This window comes from Pirellulales bacterium, from assembly GCA_035499655.1.
Taxonomy (GTDB): Bacteria; Planctomycetota; Planctomycetia; order Pirellulales; family JADZDJ01; genus DATJYL01.
This window is the reverse complement of the sequence record DATJYL010000188.1, coordinates 1-15,751: the sequence shown is the minus strand read 5'-3', so window position 1 is coordinate 15,751 and position 15,751 is coordinate 1. Positions and strand designations below refer to the sequence as shown.

Genomic DNA, 15,751 nt, shown 5'->3' with positions numbered 1-15,751 from the left:
TGGCTGGTTACGCAATTTCGTCCAACAGCCGTTCGACGGCAACGTTCATTTTGTCGTCGCTCATGTAGCTGCCATTGGCGATGGCGGTTTTAATGGCGTTGACGCGGTCCCAGCGGATGTCCGGAATTTCGCTCAGCTTGCTGGCCATTTGGGCGGCCGGCGAAAGCTGCAATTCATCGGTGGTATTGACCGACGAAACACCTGCCGGTGCTGCTGGGGCCGACGGGCGATTGAAGTGCGGGGCGTTAATGCTTTGAGTACCGTGCAGTTGAGTGAGGCCGTTAATTTGCATGACAAATCTCCTTCGGACCGCCCATTGCAGATCAGGACTGACCGACCGACGGAGAACCCCGCCGGGCAATGGGCCGGTCACAGTGTCGCAGTGCCGGAATCCTAACCGGTCGGCGGCTGGCCCCAGGGCGTTCGGTTGAACCGATCCACACGGTTGATACAGCCCCAGCCAAATGGCTTGGCACAGAAACGTGTCGGGCTGAATGAACCTCATGGAGTGCGGCTGGCCAAACGTGATTGGGTTGTCGCCGTCCTTGGAATTGTACTTCGCTACAGGCGACCGGGGCCGCTTCCGTGTGCCACAGAGCAATCTCGCGGAATCGGAGAGAGGGCACTGTGTACATCGGACGCGACCTGCCGGATTTTCGATGAAATCTGCTAACCACCATCTTACGCCGCTTGACCCGATTTTCGCGGGCAAGTGCGGCGGTAACAATGCTCACGGGTATAGGGTGAAGCTGGCCGGATGGTGTCGACTTTTCGCCACGCTGGCTGTTGTCATCCGCGGCCTACGTGGTGGAACAACCACATAGGCCGCAGCGAACTTGCTCACCGTGCCGATCCTGCCGCCAGGCTCCGCACAACCGTGAACTTGCACTGAACCGTTCCTAATGCAAACGCCGGGCCAATCGACAGGGGGCGGCCAAGAGCAAAATGTGAATGCAGCTTGGCGAGCCTCCTTCGTCAAAAAAAGCAGAAACGGCAACTCTTGCAAGAGGTGAGTTTCTGCCTGTACCTACCCCACCGGGGCGAGATTATAGGAGCGGGACAGCTTCGGCAGCAAGGTCGATTAAGTGACTTGTCCCACAATACTTGCGGCGCCAGACGGGCCGGATGCCGCAGGCACCGCCCAGCTTCAGAAGCCTGATTTTAGTGCCACAGGATATGCAAAACTTGAGAGAATTCGCGCGAAACAACTATTTCTTTCTGCGGTTAGATGATTGGGAGAATATTACCGACTGTCGATGCTTGCGCGGCAAATTCACAACTCGCGCGAAAGAGTTACAGTGCCGGCGGCAACAGCTTTACAAAGCGCCCTGAGGTACAAAGTTTTGAGTCCGCTTTGCCGACACGCTCACGCACTCATGCCAGCTTAAGGAGACCACTGATGATTCGCACATTATTGCTGGTTTCGATCTCGATGGTGGCCATGACGTTTCAGAACACGGTTTGGGCCGACGACAACAGCCATGCTGATTCATCGGCGAATTCGACCGCTAATTCATCTGCGGCAAAAGCTGCCCAGGACAAGACGGCTCAAGACAAGGCCGAGGCCGACAAGCTTTCGGCACTGTTCGACAAGCTCGATGTCAATCACGACGGCCAAATTTCTTCCGACGAAGTGCCCGACGATCAGCGGCGAATGTTCGAGCGCTTGATGCGTCGCGCAGATAAAAATGGCGACGGCAAGCTAAGCCGCGAGGAATTTATCGCCGGAATGAAAGAAATGGAAGATCGACCGGAGCGGGCGGCAGACCATCCCGCCGCGGAAAACGCTGGGCCTGATGGCCCTGGAAGTGAACGCGGACCGCGTGATCGTCGAGACGGATTACCTGGAGAACGTGCGGGAGGCTCGGGCGAAGGGCGTGCCGCGGGTGGTTTTGGCGGCGGAATTGGCGGCGGCTTTGGTGGCCCAGGATTTGGTGCAGGTGGCGGCTTCGGCGGGGGCGGTGGGCCATTGATGGGTATGGCGTTGTTCCACGCTTTGGATACCAACGGCGATGGCAAGCTCGATTCCAAGGAAATTGCCGCGGCGCCGGAGGTGCTCAAAAAACTTGCCAACAGCAACGGCGAAATCACTCGCGAAGAACTGCTGAAATCGATGCCGGGGTTGGCGGGCGGCATTGCCGGCGGCGGGCCGGGTGGGTTTGCTTTCGGCGGGTTTGGCGCCGGCGGACCTCCGGGCGCTGGCGGGCCGGGGGAAGCTAACCCCGACGCGATGCTGAAGCGCGTTATCCAGCAGTTCGATAAAAATGGCGACGGGAAGTTGCAAAAGGAAGAATTGCCCCCCCGTTTGCAGGAACGGTTTGACGAGCTGGACACCAATCACGACGGCGCACTCGATGAAGCCGAGCTCAAGGCCATTTTGCCACGCTTGATGCGTCGCATGCAGGAGGAAAAAGGGACCGGCGGCGGTGCAGCGGGGGCCGGAGCCCAGGACCGTCCGATGCGCCGACTACAGTCGGAGGCGAAAGCAATGGCAGATCAGATGCTGGCCGACGATAAGAAGTCGGAAAAAGCTGACCAAAAGACCGGAGATAAGAAAGACCAGAAAGCGGACAACTCCAATAACCAATCGGATAAATAGCGACTTACGACCAAATAACCGGCTGAAACCAGAAGTAAATTCGGCATGGCATCCAAGATTCCCGAATTCTGGTCGAAGAACCGATGACTCCCGCGACACGCGCGTTTTTTAAATCGCGCGTACCCCAACCGCCCGGCGGAGATTTGCAGCATCCCACCTGCATCCGCCGGGCGTCTTTTTGCGCTTTTGCCGCTGACGCCCGCTGGTGTGCGTATCTGCTCGTGTGATACGCTGCTCAGCAAGCCCCGTACCCTCAGCAGCCCGATGCCTAAGTTATTGGCAATTTTGCCCGTCGAAGGACGAACAACCGTTAGGCCGGCGGGTGGAATAAATTCTCAATTCGAGTTTGGAATACCAAACTGGTTGTGCGTCTGTCCTCGAAAAACAACGGCATTCGGCCAACCGCCGCTTTGTGCGGTTTTTCACGAAGTTTTTCTATTTATTTTGGAGGTCGTTGTGTCAGCGAAATGGTCGAGCGGTAACTAAAAAATGGACGGCGCGGCGCGAACCAGGAACTATGTAGGGATGTCACCCGTATTGGATGGTACGACATTTGCACCCTTTGCGATCAACTGCTTTGAACTGCCGGAAGGAGAAGAGCATGTCCAAACGATCCCGACAGCCCCGCGATGAGACCGAGCCGGCCAGCAGCCGGGCAGCCGGTTCTCAAGGCGCCGGCGATGCTTTACCGGCTGATCACAGCCAGGCAGAGCCAAAGCTGGTGGTTAGCGGAGCAGCCTTTCAACAATTCGAGGCGCGGATCGACCAGCAGTTGGAAGAATTGGTGGGGCGTTGGATTCACACGGCTGCTCCAGCCGCTTCCAGCATGCGCCGGGTAGTTCCGCAAGAAAGCCGCCGGCGTGAGCAAGCCTAAACCAAGCGATTGCTTGCCGGCGGGATTAAATTCTACGGCAAGTTAAAACGGCAATCCTTCTTCCATCGCCATTTGGCGTTCGGCGCTGTCTTCCAGGCGGACTTCATCCAACAGTCGTTTTCGCTTCCAGTCACCGCGCAAAAACCAAATGCCGGCCAAAATCGAGGAGACGATGATGGAAATTGAAACCGACCACCACACCCCGTTCGATCCCAGGGGTGTGTGTTTGGAAAGCACATAGGCCAGCGGAAACCGCAGCACCCACAGCGATATAATCGCCAACAGCATAGGGGCAATGGTGTCGCCGGCGCCGCGCAACGTGCCCGTCAGCACTTGTTGCAAGCCGAGGAAGGGAAAACAAAGGGCGACAATGCGAATGAACTGGGCGCTTTCGTCAATGGCGGCCCCACCAGTAGGCATTAGCAGCATCGACAAACCGCGTCCCGTGAAGAAAAAGAACACGCCCGCCGCCAGCAGCGTGCTGAAGCTCAACAGGCAACTGATGGCGTTGGTGTGTTCGGCCCGGTCCATTCTTCCCGCGCCGATGTTTTGCCCAACCAGCGTGGAAGTGGCCAGCGACAATCCCATGGCGGGAATAATGACGACGCTCAGCACGCGGGTTCCCACACCGTAGGCGGCGATGGGGTCGGTTCCAAAAGTGGAAACCAACAGCATCATCAGCGTCATTCCCAAGGCTTGTGTCGACTGCTCAACCGACGAGGGGGCTCCGATTTTGAACAGCGTGCCCATCAACCGCCAGTCGGGTCGAAAATCGCGCCAGTGCAAATGCACGGCACTGCGCTTGCGAAGCAATAGCGCCATGCCGATGGCCGTCGCCAGGGCCTGCGTACACAACGTGGCCATGGCGGCGCCGGAAACTCCCATCGCCGGCACGGGCCCGCAGCCGAAAATAAAAAAGGGATCCAAAATGAAATTCAACAACACGGTGAGCAGCACGATGAACATCGGCGGGTAAACAATGCCTACGCCGCGCATCAACGCCTGATAGGCGAAAAAGCCGAACACGAAGACAAACCCCAAAAACGTGACCTGCAAAAAACGGACGGCGTCGGGCAATACGTCCGGGGCGGCGCCCATGAAGCGCATCAATGGTTGCGAAAGCGCAAAACCGCCCACGGCCAGCAGCAGCGATACCGCCAGGCACAACAACAACGTTTGCGCGGCCACGTGGCTGACGGCCCGTTCGTCTTGCTTGCCGCGATATTGCGCAACCAGCACGGTGCCGGCAATGGGCAGGCCGCCAGCCAGCGAGATGCACAAAAAGTTGATGGGAAAGGAAAGCGAAACCGCAGCCACCGCCGCCGCGCCCGCGGGCAGCCGGCCAACCCAAAACGTGTCGGTCAATTGATAGGCCGATTGCAGAATGTTCGACAAGATAATCGGCACCGACAACCGGACCAGCGCAATCCAAATGGGTCCTTCCGTGAGCGGGCGTTTTGGGTTTGGCATCGTCCGTGGATGAATCAGGGTGTTCTTGCGGGCCGGCATCCGTGCCGCTGGCGCCGATTGTCATGAATATACGCTTAACAGGCTGGAGACAATTGAACCGGCTACTGCAACCCACGAAAAATCTGCTGATAGAGCTGATTTTTTTTTGAGGTCATGGGGCCGGGGGTTTTGTCATCGCGGAGCGTGGTGTAAAGCATGGCGTATTTGGCGTCCAGATCGTCGGCGTAATGGACGATCATCGCCTCGGGGGTCATGGGAATTTTCGGCGCGCCCCACTCCGGCCGCCCTTGATGGGCGATAATCACATGCTCCAGGCGAAGCAAGGTTTCCTCCGGCAGCTTGCGGTCCAAGCCGGCTTCGCGCACGATGTCGCGGCCTTGCAGCATATGGCCAATGAGCGCGCCCTCCGCCGTGTACACGGCGCCTTGCGGGTGCGGCTGGTATTCGCGGAGCTTGCCGATGTCGTGCAAGATCGCGCCCGCAATGGCCACGTTTTTATTGAGCCGCGGCTGCATGTCGGGGTAATATTCGTCGTATTTGTCGACCAAATAAACCACCGTGCGGGTGACGCTGAGCGTGTGTTCCAGCCAGCCGCTGACATAGGCGTGATGATTTTTCCGCGCCGCGGGCAACGTGAGCAACGCCTCGCGGTGATCTTGCAGCAGATCGATCACCAGTGAGCGGAGCTTTTTATCGTCGATTTTATCTTTGGCCAGATGGAGCAATTCGTCGAACATTTCCGACGCCTCGAAGCGCGATTTGGGCTGCAACATCAGCGGGTTAAAGCCCTCCGCGGCGTCGGCTTCGATCACCGCGCGGATTTTTTTGATTTCCAATTGCGGGCCGAAATTCGTTTCTTTGTAAGTGGCCCGCATTTTGAAAAACGTGCCCACGGCCCACGACTCGCGGCAATCGACGGCCCAGGCCGAATCGTTCCAAATGGGAAAACTAACCTCGCGGGCGGCATCACGAAACGTGACCTTGAAGTAGGGCTTGCCGTCTTTGGTCGTCAGTTCCTCCTTGGCCGATAGCAGGGCAAAAAAATCTCCTTCTTCGCCGGGCGCCAGTTCGGAAAGCGTTCCCATGGGAAACAATCGTGCAGACATGGTTGATGTGGAATTATCAAGGGGTGACAGAGGGCGTCGTTACAACCGCTACGAACGAATCGAACCGTTATCATAGCGAATGCAAACGCGGGGGACTACCGGACGATGGCGGACCACATTCAGTTTCCGCTTGCCGATGCCGATGCGCGCAACAGGTTCCCCGGCTCGTATCGGCCGGGGTTTGGAAGACCTGGAAACAGAAAATGTCTACGGCAAAGCGACGACCCGGACCCGTGCGAACTGCCCCGGCCGGTAATCCCGTGAGGCGGTGGGTCGAGATGTTTCTCGATTACAGCCGCAGCGAGTGCCATTTAGCGGCCAACACCGTGGCGGCGTATCGGCGCGATTTGGCCAAGTTTGCCCAATGGCTCGGACCGCGAAGGGTGCAAGATTTGTCGATCAAGGAACTGGCCGATTATCCGGCTTTCCTCAACCACCGGGGCTTGGCGCCCGCCAGCGTGGCGCGACATTTGGTGTCGTTGAAAGTGTTCTTTCGCTACTTGCAACTAGAAGGCGCCCTGCGCGATAACTTGGCCGAGCTGCTAGGAAGCCAGAAGTTGTGGGAGCGGGTGCCGCAGGTTTTGTCGCCGGAGATGATCGAGCAATTGCTGGCGGCGCCGCGCGGTCACGATTTGCTCTGGCGGCGCGATCGAGCATTGCTGGAATTGCTCTACGCCACCGGTTGCCGGGCCTCGGAAGTTTCGAATTTGCGAGCGGACGACGTCCATTTATCGCAAGGCTTTTGCCTGGCACGCGGCAAGGGAGATAAAGAACGGCTGGTGCCGCTGGGACGCCGGGCCGTGGAGGCCGTGCAGGAATATCTGGCTCACGAACGTCCCAAAATTGTTGAACATGCGGCCATTCCGCCCCGTTGGCTGCTGCTTTCCCGGCGCGGCAGGAGGCTGCGGCGGGAGCGAATTTGGGAGCTGGTAAAACGCTATGCGTTGCGCATCGGAGCACCGGCCAGCATCAGCCCGCACACGCTACGGCACAGCTTTGCCACGCATTTACTGGCCGGGGGGGCCGATTTGCGGCAAGTGCAGGAAATGTTGGGGCACGCCAGCATTCGCACCACGCAAATTTACACGCACGTTGATCCGTCGCGGTTGAAGCGGATTCATCAGCAGTTTCATCCGCGAGGATAAAATCTGGCTAGTTGCCCTGGGCGGGAAGTCGAGCCCGCTTTCATTCGGCCGTTATTTATTCCAGGGGCTAGTGGGATAGCGAGATTTCAGCGTATCGGCGGCTTCTTTGGCGCGATCCGGCTTATTCATTTGGGTCCACAAATCTTTCAGATGATACAACGCCTCGGCGTGCTGCTCGGGCAATTGATTGTACAGCACGTCGACGTGCAGATAGGCGTACAATGCCTCCTGCGGTTGCTTCAATTTCAAATAGGCGTTTCCCAAGGCGTTGTATGCCGTGGCAAAAACGTCGTTGTTTTCGGCGGGCGCTTGATCGATGGCGGCATTGAGTAAGTCGACCGCCTCTTTGGCACGATCTAATTGCTCCAGGCATTTGGCCTTGCCCACCCGGGCGGCCAGCAACTGCATTTCGACGGCTTTCCCTTTAGCGTCCGTGGCGAGTGCGGCGTCGAATTGCCGGATGGCTTCGTCATACTTGCCTTGAGCAACCAGTACGCGGCCCAGCGCCACCGCCGCCCGCAGCTTGTAATCAGGCCAGGGTGCGTTGGCCAGCGCACCGTAGTAGGTGGGAGCTTGATCGTAACGACCGATGGCCATTAGCAAATCGCCGGCGGTTTCGTTGGCTTCGTAGAAGTGGTAACTGTCGGGGTTGGCTTTCAGGAATTCGATTAAAGCGGTGCCTGCGGCGCGAGGATCGCCCACGCCATTGATTGCCAAACGGGCGTTGGCCAGCGCGCGATAGAAATCGACATCTTGCCGAACGACATCGCTGGCCAATGCCGGCGGAGGAATTTTATTGAGCCAATCCAGGGCTTGATCGTAGTGGCCGTCGAGAAATGAGTTCCGGGCTTCCATCAGGTCGCGCGGCTCGCCGGGCAATTGCAGGTATTTAATTTCGTTGACCGGAAATTCTTTCGTCGTGAGCGAGACTTGCAAAACGACCTTGTCCTTGGTGATTTCGCCCAGACGCCCCAGCACCGGCTGCCCGGTAAATAAATGCACGTGGTAATAATCTCCCTGGGCCCAGGCCGACGCAGCGCCGGAGAAGAGCGGAATGGCAAGAACAAGAAGCGTGCGGCGCAGCATGGATCAATTCCTTGTTTTCGGCGGGGCTTAGTTTTTTTGGTTTGGGGCGGGAGCGTCAGTTTCTTTCGGTTCGAATTCCAACAGGCCGACCACGGGTTCGTCTAAATTTTTTTGAATTTCGCGGAGCAATTTTTCGTATTGGGGTTTCCATTTTAGGCCGCCCAGAGTCGATTCGTAGCGTTGGGTTTCGCGGATGGTGCCCTTGGCCAGTTCAAGGAGCTTTCGCTTTTCGTCGGGGCTGGTTCGCGTGGCGGCAAATTCCACACGACACAGCGCCATGTTGTAGCGGGCTTCGTCAAAGGCGTCGCGGAAGCGTTCGTCACGGGCGGTTTTTTGCGATATTTTATTCCACCCCCAAACGCTTTCGGAGGGTCCTCTTCCGCCGAGGATGGCCGCGACGTAGAAGTCGGGATTGCTTTTACCGCCCCATTGATAGGTGTAGGCTGCTTCCATTTGCACAGGCAGTATCGAGGGCTTGTCTTTGAGCACGTCGGCGAAAAGCGCGATCGATTTTTCGTAATTGCCCAGACCGCGATAGTCCAAAGCTAAACGACGTTGAATGGCGGGCAACTTCTCGGCGGGCATGAATTCGGCGTGGTCCTTGGATTTGGCTAAGATTGCTTCGTAGGCTTTAACGGCTTGCTGTAAATTGTTTTGGGCGTCGGGAGAATACTTCACGGGTTGGGCAGGAGCTTTTTCCGTGCCGGGCAAGCCATTGGAATCTGTGGGATTGCCCGGCGTCGCTCCATTGGCCAACGTTTCGTAGGTGGCTGCGATCCAATTTAAGGTTCGATAATCGGCGGCGTCTTGGCGCTGCGAGATTTTGCTCAACAGCTTTTCGAAGGCTTTAATGGTCGCATCCGCCTTCTCGGTTTCGCCGCGGCTATTCAGATCGTCCAGTTTTTGTTCCAGGTTGAAAGCAATATCGACCAAGGTTTGCATGGAGCGCGCCGGGCCGTCCGGGTCATGGACGTACAAAGCCTCCAACGCGTCCATCGAAGCAACGGCATTGTCGAGTTGCTGGGGGGTCGTGGCCACGTAAGCTAACAGAGCCGTTTTATAGATTTCGGCGGCAATGTTCTCTGGTTGCGTGGCCGGATGCTTTTGTTTAAGCAAAGTGAGAGGTCCGATTTTCGGATCTTCCAAGATGGTCGCCGCTTTGTTGGCGTCGCCGGCGTTCAGATAAAGCTGCGCCAAAGAAAGTGCCGGCAGGATGGCGCGCTCGTCGACCACTTCCAGCTTGCGTAAACCGCCGACGCCGAACTCGAGTTCTTGCTGGGCTTGCTGGAGCAGCGCATCGAGGTTGCGGTTGGCTTGCGGATCGTCCGTGGGAGATGTCGCGGTTGCCGTTGTGGCAGCGGCGGCTTTTTGTTCGCGCCGTTGTTGCATGCCGCGCAAATACTTGACCCATAACGCCTGGCCCAAATTCGCTTCGCCGCTGAACCGGGCCGCCGAACCGTCGGGAGCACGCCCGATGATGGCTTTCGCTTTGTCGTAATCGCCTGCATCAATGGCAATCGAAACCAGCATTTCCAGCGCGGTTGCGGCCTCCGAGTCATCAGGCCAGCGTCCGATGACGTAATTGGCCAGATCGAAGAGATGGTTTGTTTCGAACGTAAGATTGTCGTTACCAGCTTGCTTGCGCTGGCGATACAAAGCATCGAGCGAGGCCAAGGCCACCTGCGCGCCGGGCAAGGCGCTGGCCGAATTGGGGTATTTGCGGGCCAGAAACTCGCCCAGCACCGCGGCATCGTAATAATTTTCCTTGGCGTAATGGAACCAACAGAGCCAATAGCGAACTTGATTGACCTTTTCGATATTGGTTGCGGCATTGGCCAAGGAAATGGCCAGCTGGCAGAGTTTGAAAGCCTCGTCCCGCTGGGTTTTGAGCGTCGCTTCCAACTCGGCAATGTGTTTGGCGTCGGGCTGGGCTTCCTGATGGGCAAAATCCAATTCGACTTGGGTGGATTTTACTTCTTCCGTGGCGTCAGTGGCTTTATCGTAGGCCGCGTCGAACGAGGTGATTTCAGCATCGGAATCGGTTGCGGCGGAATCGGCCGTCGCTGGCGCCTTGGTGTCGGCGGCTAATTGCAACGCCTCATGGGACGTTGAACCTGCGGAGGTTCGCGACGAAGCTTGCCGAGACAGCGACTGGCGTGGCGATGGATTTGCCTCGTGGTTTCCGCTCAATTGCGCTAACAAGTCTTGCGCGGCGCTTTGCAAGTTGCTGTTCTTCGAGTCGATGACCTCCGTGATTAGACCGCGGGCATCATGCGCATAGCCAACGGCTTTGGGATCGTTTTTGGGAAGTGCGGCCGCAAGCTTTTGCAAGGCGGTGGCGGCGGAAAGTTTGACGGCCAACCAATCGGGATCTTGCAGCTCCGAGCCATGGGCGCTTTTCGCCCAGGACAATGTTTTATCGACCAGGGCGTCGTAATTTTGGTCTTGCAGCCATAAACGCTGGGCGCGCAGCACGGCCTGTGTTTTCAGGAGGCGCACGGTTGCGTCAGAATCTGAAAGCCCGTCGATCAAATCGCAGTAAGCCGCCAGGGCCAGCTTTTGTTCCCCCAGTTCTTCATTGGCCCGACCCTCATAAAAATGAGCCACGCCGCCTCCCAGGCGCTTGGGGTATTTTTGATACAAACTGCCGCACCGGGCGGCCGCATCGACGAGCAGGTTTTTCTGCTCGTTGCTACCCGGTTCTGTAGCCAACGCCGTGAAAAAAGTCGCGCGGCCGGCATTCACGCTGGCCCCCAACCACTGGGCGCCCAGCTCTTCCCGTTCGTCTCCCTGAGGAAGCTTGTCGAGCTGGCCACGCAACTGCTGGGCCAATTCTTCAAACGCTGTTCGCGCCGCGGCATCGTCGGCTTGAGCCTGGCGCCGCAACGCTGCCTTACGGGCGCCGGGCTGTTCGGACTGTGCCAAACTACTTTCGGCAAGTGCCAGGAGAAGATTGCCCAAGCGATCTCGTGCTGAAACGGATAAATCGTGATCTGGGTTGGCCGAGAGAAATTCCTGGAGTTTGGCACATGCCCGGCGGCGGTCCGCATCACGAGATTGCGCATCGGCCGCTTGATCGGCGCCTGCAATGAACACCACGGCCTGTTGATAGGCAATCGCGGCCTTGAGATTGGCCGCCAAGGCAGGATTTGCGGCTTGCGAGCGAAGGTAATCTGAGGCCGTGTCGAAAAAATGCCGCTCGCACAGCCCTTCAACAAAAGCTTGCGAATCGTCGGCCGCTCGGCAGGCTTTCACATTCCATCCACTGGCCAGACAACAAGCGAAGACCACATACGCGCCCCATAATAACCGTGCCTGATGTGTGGTCATGGACCGTCTCGCTGCGTGTTCCCTCGCCCGGCAGAAATGCCTCTTCAGCTCCATTATAAAGCGGTATTTTATCCGCACAAGCAAAGCGATGTGCCGCTAGTGGTTCGCTGCGTATTCCGGCCTTCGGTTTTGCCGACTGATACCGTTGTACGGTGATGAAAGTGGCCCACGCATGATTATCAGCACAAGCAATGCTGCCGTACGAAGCCGAGGGAGCGTAGTTTTTTGGTAGTGGGTCAGTTTGAAATGTAGATGTCCCGGCGCGCCGGGATCCTCAGCCGCCGGCGTAGTTTTTTTGTCGACTGGAGTTTCACGGGGTATGGCGGTAAGATAGGGCCTTCGAAGTTGACATTCTCATCCGTTTGGTCAGTGCTAATCTGAGCAACGTTGGTTGATCCGGGGGGTAACTGTGCCCATTGATGTGCAATGCGCTGCGTGCGGCAAACGGCTGCGAGCACCGGACGAACAGGCGGGCCGTAAAGGCCGCTGCCCGGCTTGCAAAGCGGAATTGCAGATTCCGGCCAGTGTTTCGCCAGTGAAGGTTTCGACAGGCGTGCCAAATGTCAACACTCCCACGCCCGTGCCCAAGGGTTACGTGCCGAAGTCTGCGGCGCCGATCAATTCGCCGCCGCCTGCGCGACAATCGGCCGCCGGGTTTACAACGTCTGCCGCCGTTCCGCCGCCGATTCCAGAACGCCGCACGTTTGAAGCGCGAGATAATCTCGGTGCTAGAACCGACATTCCTCCGGTGGCCGAAACCGAGGGAGTGTTAGAGGCCAAGCATTGGTTTGTCCTGGGAACGGCGCTGCAAATTACAAAATACGCGCTGCTGTTGTCGTGGATTGCGTTTGGATGCATCGGCCTGGCTTTGATTGGCCTGACGCTGGCAAGTCGATCGGCCTCTCAAGACGCCATTTTGTCGGGCGCCATTTCGTTATTACTGATGTGGGGCATCGTCGGAACCATTCTGGGCTGGACGGCGCTGCTCGTCGGCTGGCTGCTGTGCATGACTGTGTGGTCGGCATTGGAACGCCGCTGGTTGCGAATCTCGATCGGAGCAAGTGTTTTTCTGATTGTCGCCATCCTGATTTTAATTTCAGTCCAAAGCCTCCGATCGAGCAACGATTTCAAGGAGGAGGCGAAAGCCGTCGCCTTGACGACCGAGATTATTTTTTTGGGTTTTGGCGTTGTCGCGGCGGTGGCGCTGGGCGCGTTCGGTTATTTTCTGGGCAGTTTGGAAGTGCGGATGGGCAACGATCGTCGTCCGCGGGAACCTTTGATCCGGACCGTGATTATCGGCGTCCTGATGTGCTGGTGCATTGCCGCCAATTTATTTTTCCAACCCGGCGCTCCGTGGAAGGCGTGGCTGATTGTGATTTCCGATTTGGCGGCCTTTTTGACGCCATTGGTCTGGCTGTGGTTGCTCAACGTGCATGTGTCGGGGCACCTGCGCGTCAATCAAGCGTGGAAGCGGCTGTAGCGGGACACTCCGGTGGGCGCCACGAGATTTCTGAACAATCAGGCTTTGATAAGTATCTGGATTTCCGTCAGATACTTTCGCGGATTGCCCTTGAAAATCATTCCCGGCCCTTTGAGATACACTTCGCGGGTAGGCATTTCGATGTTGTAGGCCTTGGATTTCATGTATTTCAAAATCTTTTCGTACGAGCGGCCCAGTTCCTCGTACGGTCCTTTGTGCAAAAGACAAACGCACTTCCCGCCGGGCAGTTGCCGGATGGAAATGCCGGCGGTTTTTTTTGCGTCGATGTTTTTGGCCTCCGGGCGGAGTGGAAAGCAGGCTTCGAAATTGGCGTCGGCTTCTTTGTATTCGTCATCGTAATGCAATAGGAAACAAGGACCGCCGATGTAGCGCCCGAGCCGCCGACCAATTTGCGAAAACCCTTGGCCGCAATCGCGATACCGGCCTTGCATGCGGACGCCGGCCATCCACAGGGCATCGACCACTTTCTCTTCCACTTCGAATGTGCTGTTTTTCATGGTAACCCTCGCTTGCTGATGTTGACGAATAAGTTGCTCCAAGCGGGCTTCCATTTGCCGGTAGTGCTCCACTTTGGCGGCGAGGGTTTGTTGATGGCGCTGCAGGTAAGCAAACAGATCGGCCTCGGCGCGGCACTGGCGCAAAATCTCGGCAATTTCCGGCAGCGGAAATTCCAATTCCCGCAGCAAGGCAATCACGCGGGCCGGCTCGATTTTCGCGGCATCGTAATAGCGGTAACCGGTCTGGTCGTCGACGCAAGAGGGATCAAGCAAACCTTGCTCGTGGTAAAACCGCAGCGTCTTCACGGTGAGTCCCGTGATTTTGGAAAATTCGCCAATGCTGAACAGTTTTCCCGTTTCCATAACCAATCAGCCTCAAAACCAACCGCTTGAAGCGCACAGCCCAAGCAAATTAAAGTGCTACGACAGCGATGCTAAAGCCTCCTGTAAGGGGAGAGTCAATAACGTTCTTTAAAAAGAGAAAAAAACTGTCGCGAGCTGAAGTCCCCTTGCTTGACAGTTCCGGGTATATAGAAAAGCATAAGGTTTGGCAGGCACGGCGGCCGATGTAACGAAAAGGTGATTCTTTATATTTTATTCAAATTTTTCCGGTTCATAGCGAATGCCAGGCATGCTTACCACCGTTCAGTCCGCTGGCTCGTCTGAGGTTGACGGCGGATTGCTTCCTGTTGGACCGCCGTCCCGGAACGGTTCGACGCAGTTCGCGGTGACCCCTGACCTTGCCGGGTCAATGGATACCAAGGAAATCGCCAATGCAATGACTCATGCCGTGGGATTGTTGCTGAGCATTGTGGCTGCAGTGGTTTTAATGCATGTGGCCGCCGCTTGTGACTTCTGGCAGCGCTGCGCCGTTTTGATTTATGCGGTGACGATGGTGGCCGTGTACGCGGCATCAACGGCATCGCACGTCTTTCCGCAACCTCGGTTGCGACATTTTTTTCGCATGCTCGATCAGGGTTGGATTTACCTGTTCATCGCGGGCACGTTCACGCCGATTTCGGCCGCTTTTTTGCGGGGCGGATCGTGGTGGGTATTGCTGGGGGCGATTTGGATTGTCGCCCTCGCGGGTTTCATTAGCAAGGTGGCGCTCAATCACCGCATTAACAATGTGTCTACGATCATTCCTTTGCTGTTGGGGTGGATGCCGCTGTTGGGCGGACGGCCGATGTTGCACTTGGTGCCGACTGAAGTTCTTTGGTGGATGTTGGCCGGCGGCGTGTGCTATTCTGTGGGCACGCTGTTTCTGATGTACGACCATCGCCACCCGTATTTGCACGCTGTTTGGCATGTGTTCGTGATGGCCGGTACGGCTTGCCATTTTTGGGCCATTCTGCATTACGCGATGCCTGTGGTTTAATTTCAGGTTTTGCGTAAATTCGTGCTAAGCTGCTAGCGGATTGCGGCATCTACTTTGCTGTGCATTCGACGTTCAATTTTTGAACGTATTTTTTCGCCGCGACATTGCGTTTGAGTTCTTGATATTTCGAAATTCGATTTATCCATTCGTCATTCGAATTTCGGCATTTAGGTTACCCCCCTTTGCAAAGGGCGGCGGCTGAGTTAGGTTGCACCGAGATAAAAACTCGGGTCTTACATTGGGTGTGTGGTTTTTTTGGTATCGTGATTATGCGTCGCGCAAAAATAAGCATTATCGGCGCCGGAAACGTCGGCGCCACGACGGCCCATTGGTGTGCCGCCGCCGAATTGGGCGACATTGTGCTGTTGGATATTCCGCAGACCGAAGGTATGCCCGCCGGCAAAGCGCTCGATTTAATGCAGGCTTCGCCGATTGTCGGCTTCGACGCCAACGTTATCGGCACGACTAATTATGCGGACACCAAAAACAGCGACGTGGTGGTGATCACCGCTGGGATTGCCCGCAAGCCGGGCATGAGCCGCGACGATTTGCTTGCCACCAACGCGAAAATTGTCGGTTCTGTGGCGGCGGAAATTAAAAACAGCAGCCCGAATGCGATTGTCATCGTCGTCAGCAATCCGTTGGATGCGATGGTGCAACGGGCCTGGCAAGTCACCGGGTTTCCGCCGCAGCGGGTGCTGGGGCAAGCAGGCGTGCTGGATACCGCACGGTACCGCACTTTCCTGTCGATGGAATTGGGCGTGA

At 56.9% G+C, this 15,751-nt stretch carries 12 protein-coding genes; 6 read left to right on the top strand and 6 right to left on the bottom strand.

Features of this window, described 5'->3' with window-relative positions:
- Positions 1-7: 7 nt before the first annotated feature.
- On the bottom strand, positions 8-505 hold the full coding sequence (locus tag VMJ32_13735; protein HTQ40081.1) for a flagellar biosynthesis anti-sigma factor FlgM: 498 nt from the start codon (positions 503-505) through the stop codon (positions 8-10).
- 894 nt (positions 506-1,399) lie between these two features.
- Between VMJ32_13735 and VMJ32_13730 the strand changes: the two genes are divergently transcribed.
- Positions 1,400-2,599, top strand: a complete 1,200-nt coding sequence (locus tag VMJ32_13730) for an EF-hand domain-containing protein (GenBank protein ID HTQ40080.1) — start codon at positions 1,400-1,402, stop codon at positions 2,597-2,599.
- Positions 2,600-3,200: 601 nt separating this feature from the next.
- Entirely contained in the window at positions 3,201-3,473 is a 273-nt protein-coding gene (locus VMJ32_13725) for a hypothetical protein (protein HTQ40079.1), read from the top strand.
- A gap of 42 nt (positions 3,474-3,515) precedes the next feature.
- Here the strand turns inward: VMJ32_13725 and VMJ32_13720 are convergent, their stop codons facing one another.
- Both VMJ32_13720 and VMJ32_13715 read right to left on the bottom strand, forming a co-directional pair.
- Positions 3,516-4,943 (bottom strand): MATE family efflux transporter, encoded by a 1,428-nt coding sequence (locus tag VMJ32_13720; protein HTQ40078.1) that lies wholly within the window; start codon positions 4,941-4,943, stop codon positions 3,516-3,518.
- 101 nt (positions 4,944-5,044) lie between these two features.
- Positions 5,045-6,049 (bottom strand): HD domain-containing protein, encoded by a 1,005-nt coding sequence (locus VMJ32_13715; protein ID HTQ40077.1) that lies wholly within the window; start codon positions 6,047-6,049, stop codon positions 5,045-5,047.
- 203 nt (positions 6,050-6,252) lie between these two features.
- Here VMJ32_13715 and xerD point away from each other — a divergent pair, with 203 nt between their 5' ends.
- Positions 6,253-7,194, top strand: a complete 942-nt coding sequence (gene xerD, locus VMJ32_13710; GenBank protein HTQ40076.1) for a site-specific tyrosine recombinase XerD — start codon at positions 6,253-6,255, stop codon at positions 7,192-7,194.
- A gap of 51 nt (positions 7,195-7,245) precedes the next feature.
- Here xerD and VMJ32_13705 read toward each other — a convergent pair whose 3' ends face one another.
- Together VMJ32_13705 and VMJ32_13700 are read right to left on the bottom strand one after the other, a co-directional pair.
- Positions 7,246-8,280: a tetratricopeptide repeat protein gene (locus VMJ32_13705; protein HTQ40075.1), complete on the bottom strand. Its 1,035-nt coding sequence runs from the start codon at positions 8,278-8,280 to the stop codon at positions 7,246-7,248.
- Between the two features lie 27 nt (positions 8,281-8,307).
- Entirely contained in the window at positions 8,308-11,610 is a 3,303-nt protein-coding gene (locus VMJ32_13700; protein ID HTQ40074.1) for a hypothetical protein, read from the bottom strand.
- A gap of 409 nt (positions 11,611-12,019) precedes the next feature.
- Here VMJ32_13700 and VMJ32_13695 point away from each other — a divergent pair, with 409 nt between their 5' ends.
- Entirely contained in the window at positions 12,020-13,090 is a 1,071-nt protein-coding gene (locus VMJ32_13695) for a hypothetical protein (GenBank protein ID HTQ40073.1), read from the top strand.
- A gap of 38 nt (positions 13,091-13,128) precedes the next feature.
- Here VMJ32_13695 and VMJ32_13690 read toward each other — a convergent pair whose 3' ends face one another.
- On the bottom strand, positions 13,129-13,971 hold the full coding sequence (locus VMJ32_13690; protein HTQ40072.1) for a MerR family transcriptional regulator: 843 nt from the start codon (positions 13,969-13,971) through the stop codon (positions 13,129-13,131).
- 268 nt (positions 13,972-14,239) lie between these two features.
- On the opposite strand from VMJ32_13690, the gene VMJ32_13685 reads away from it, so the two are divergent.
- Positions 14,240-14,986, top strand: a complete 747-nt coding sequence (locus tag VMJ32_13685) for a hemolysin III family protein (protein HTQ40071.1) — start codon at positions 14,240-14,242, stop codon at positions 14,984-14,986.
- 269 nt (positions 14,987-15,255) lie between these two features.
- Positions 15,256-15,751 (top strand): malate dehydrogenase (locus VMJ32_13680; GenBank protein HTQ40070.1); only part of this gene is annotated, 496 nt, incomplete at its 3' end.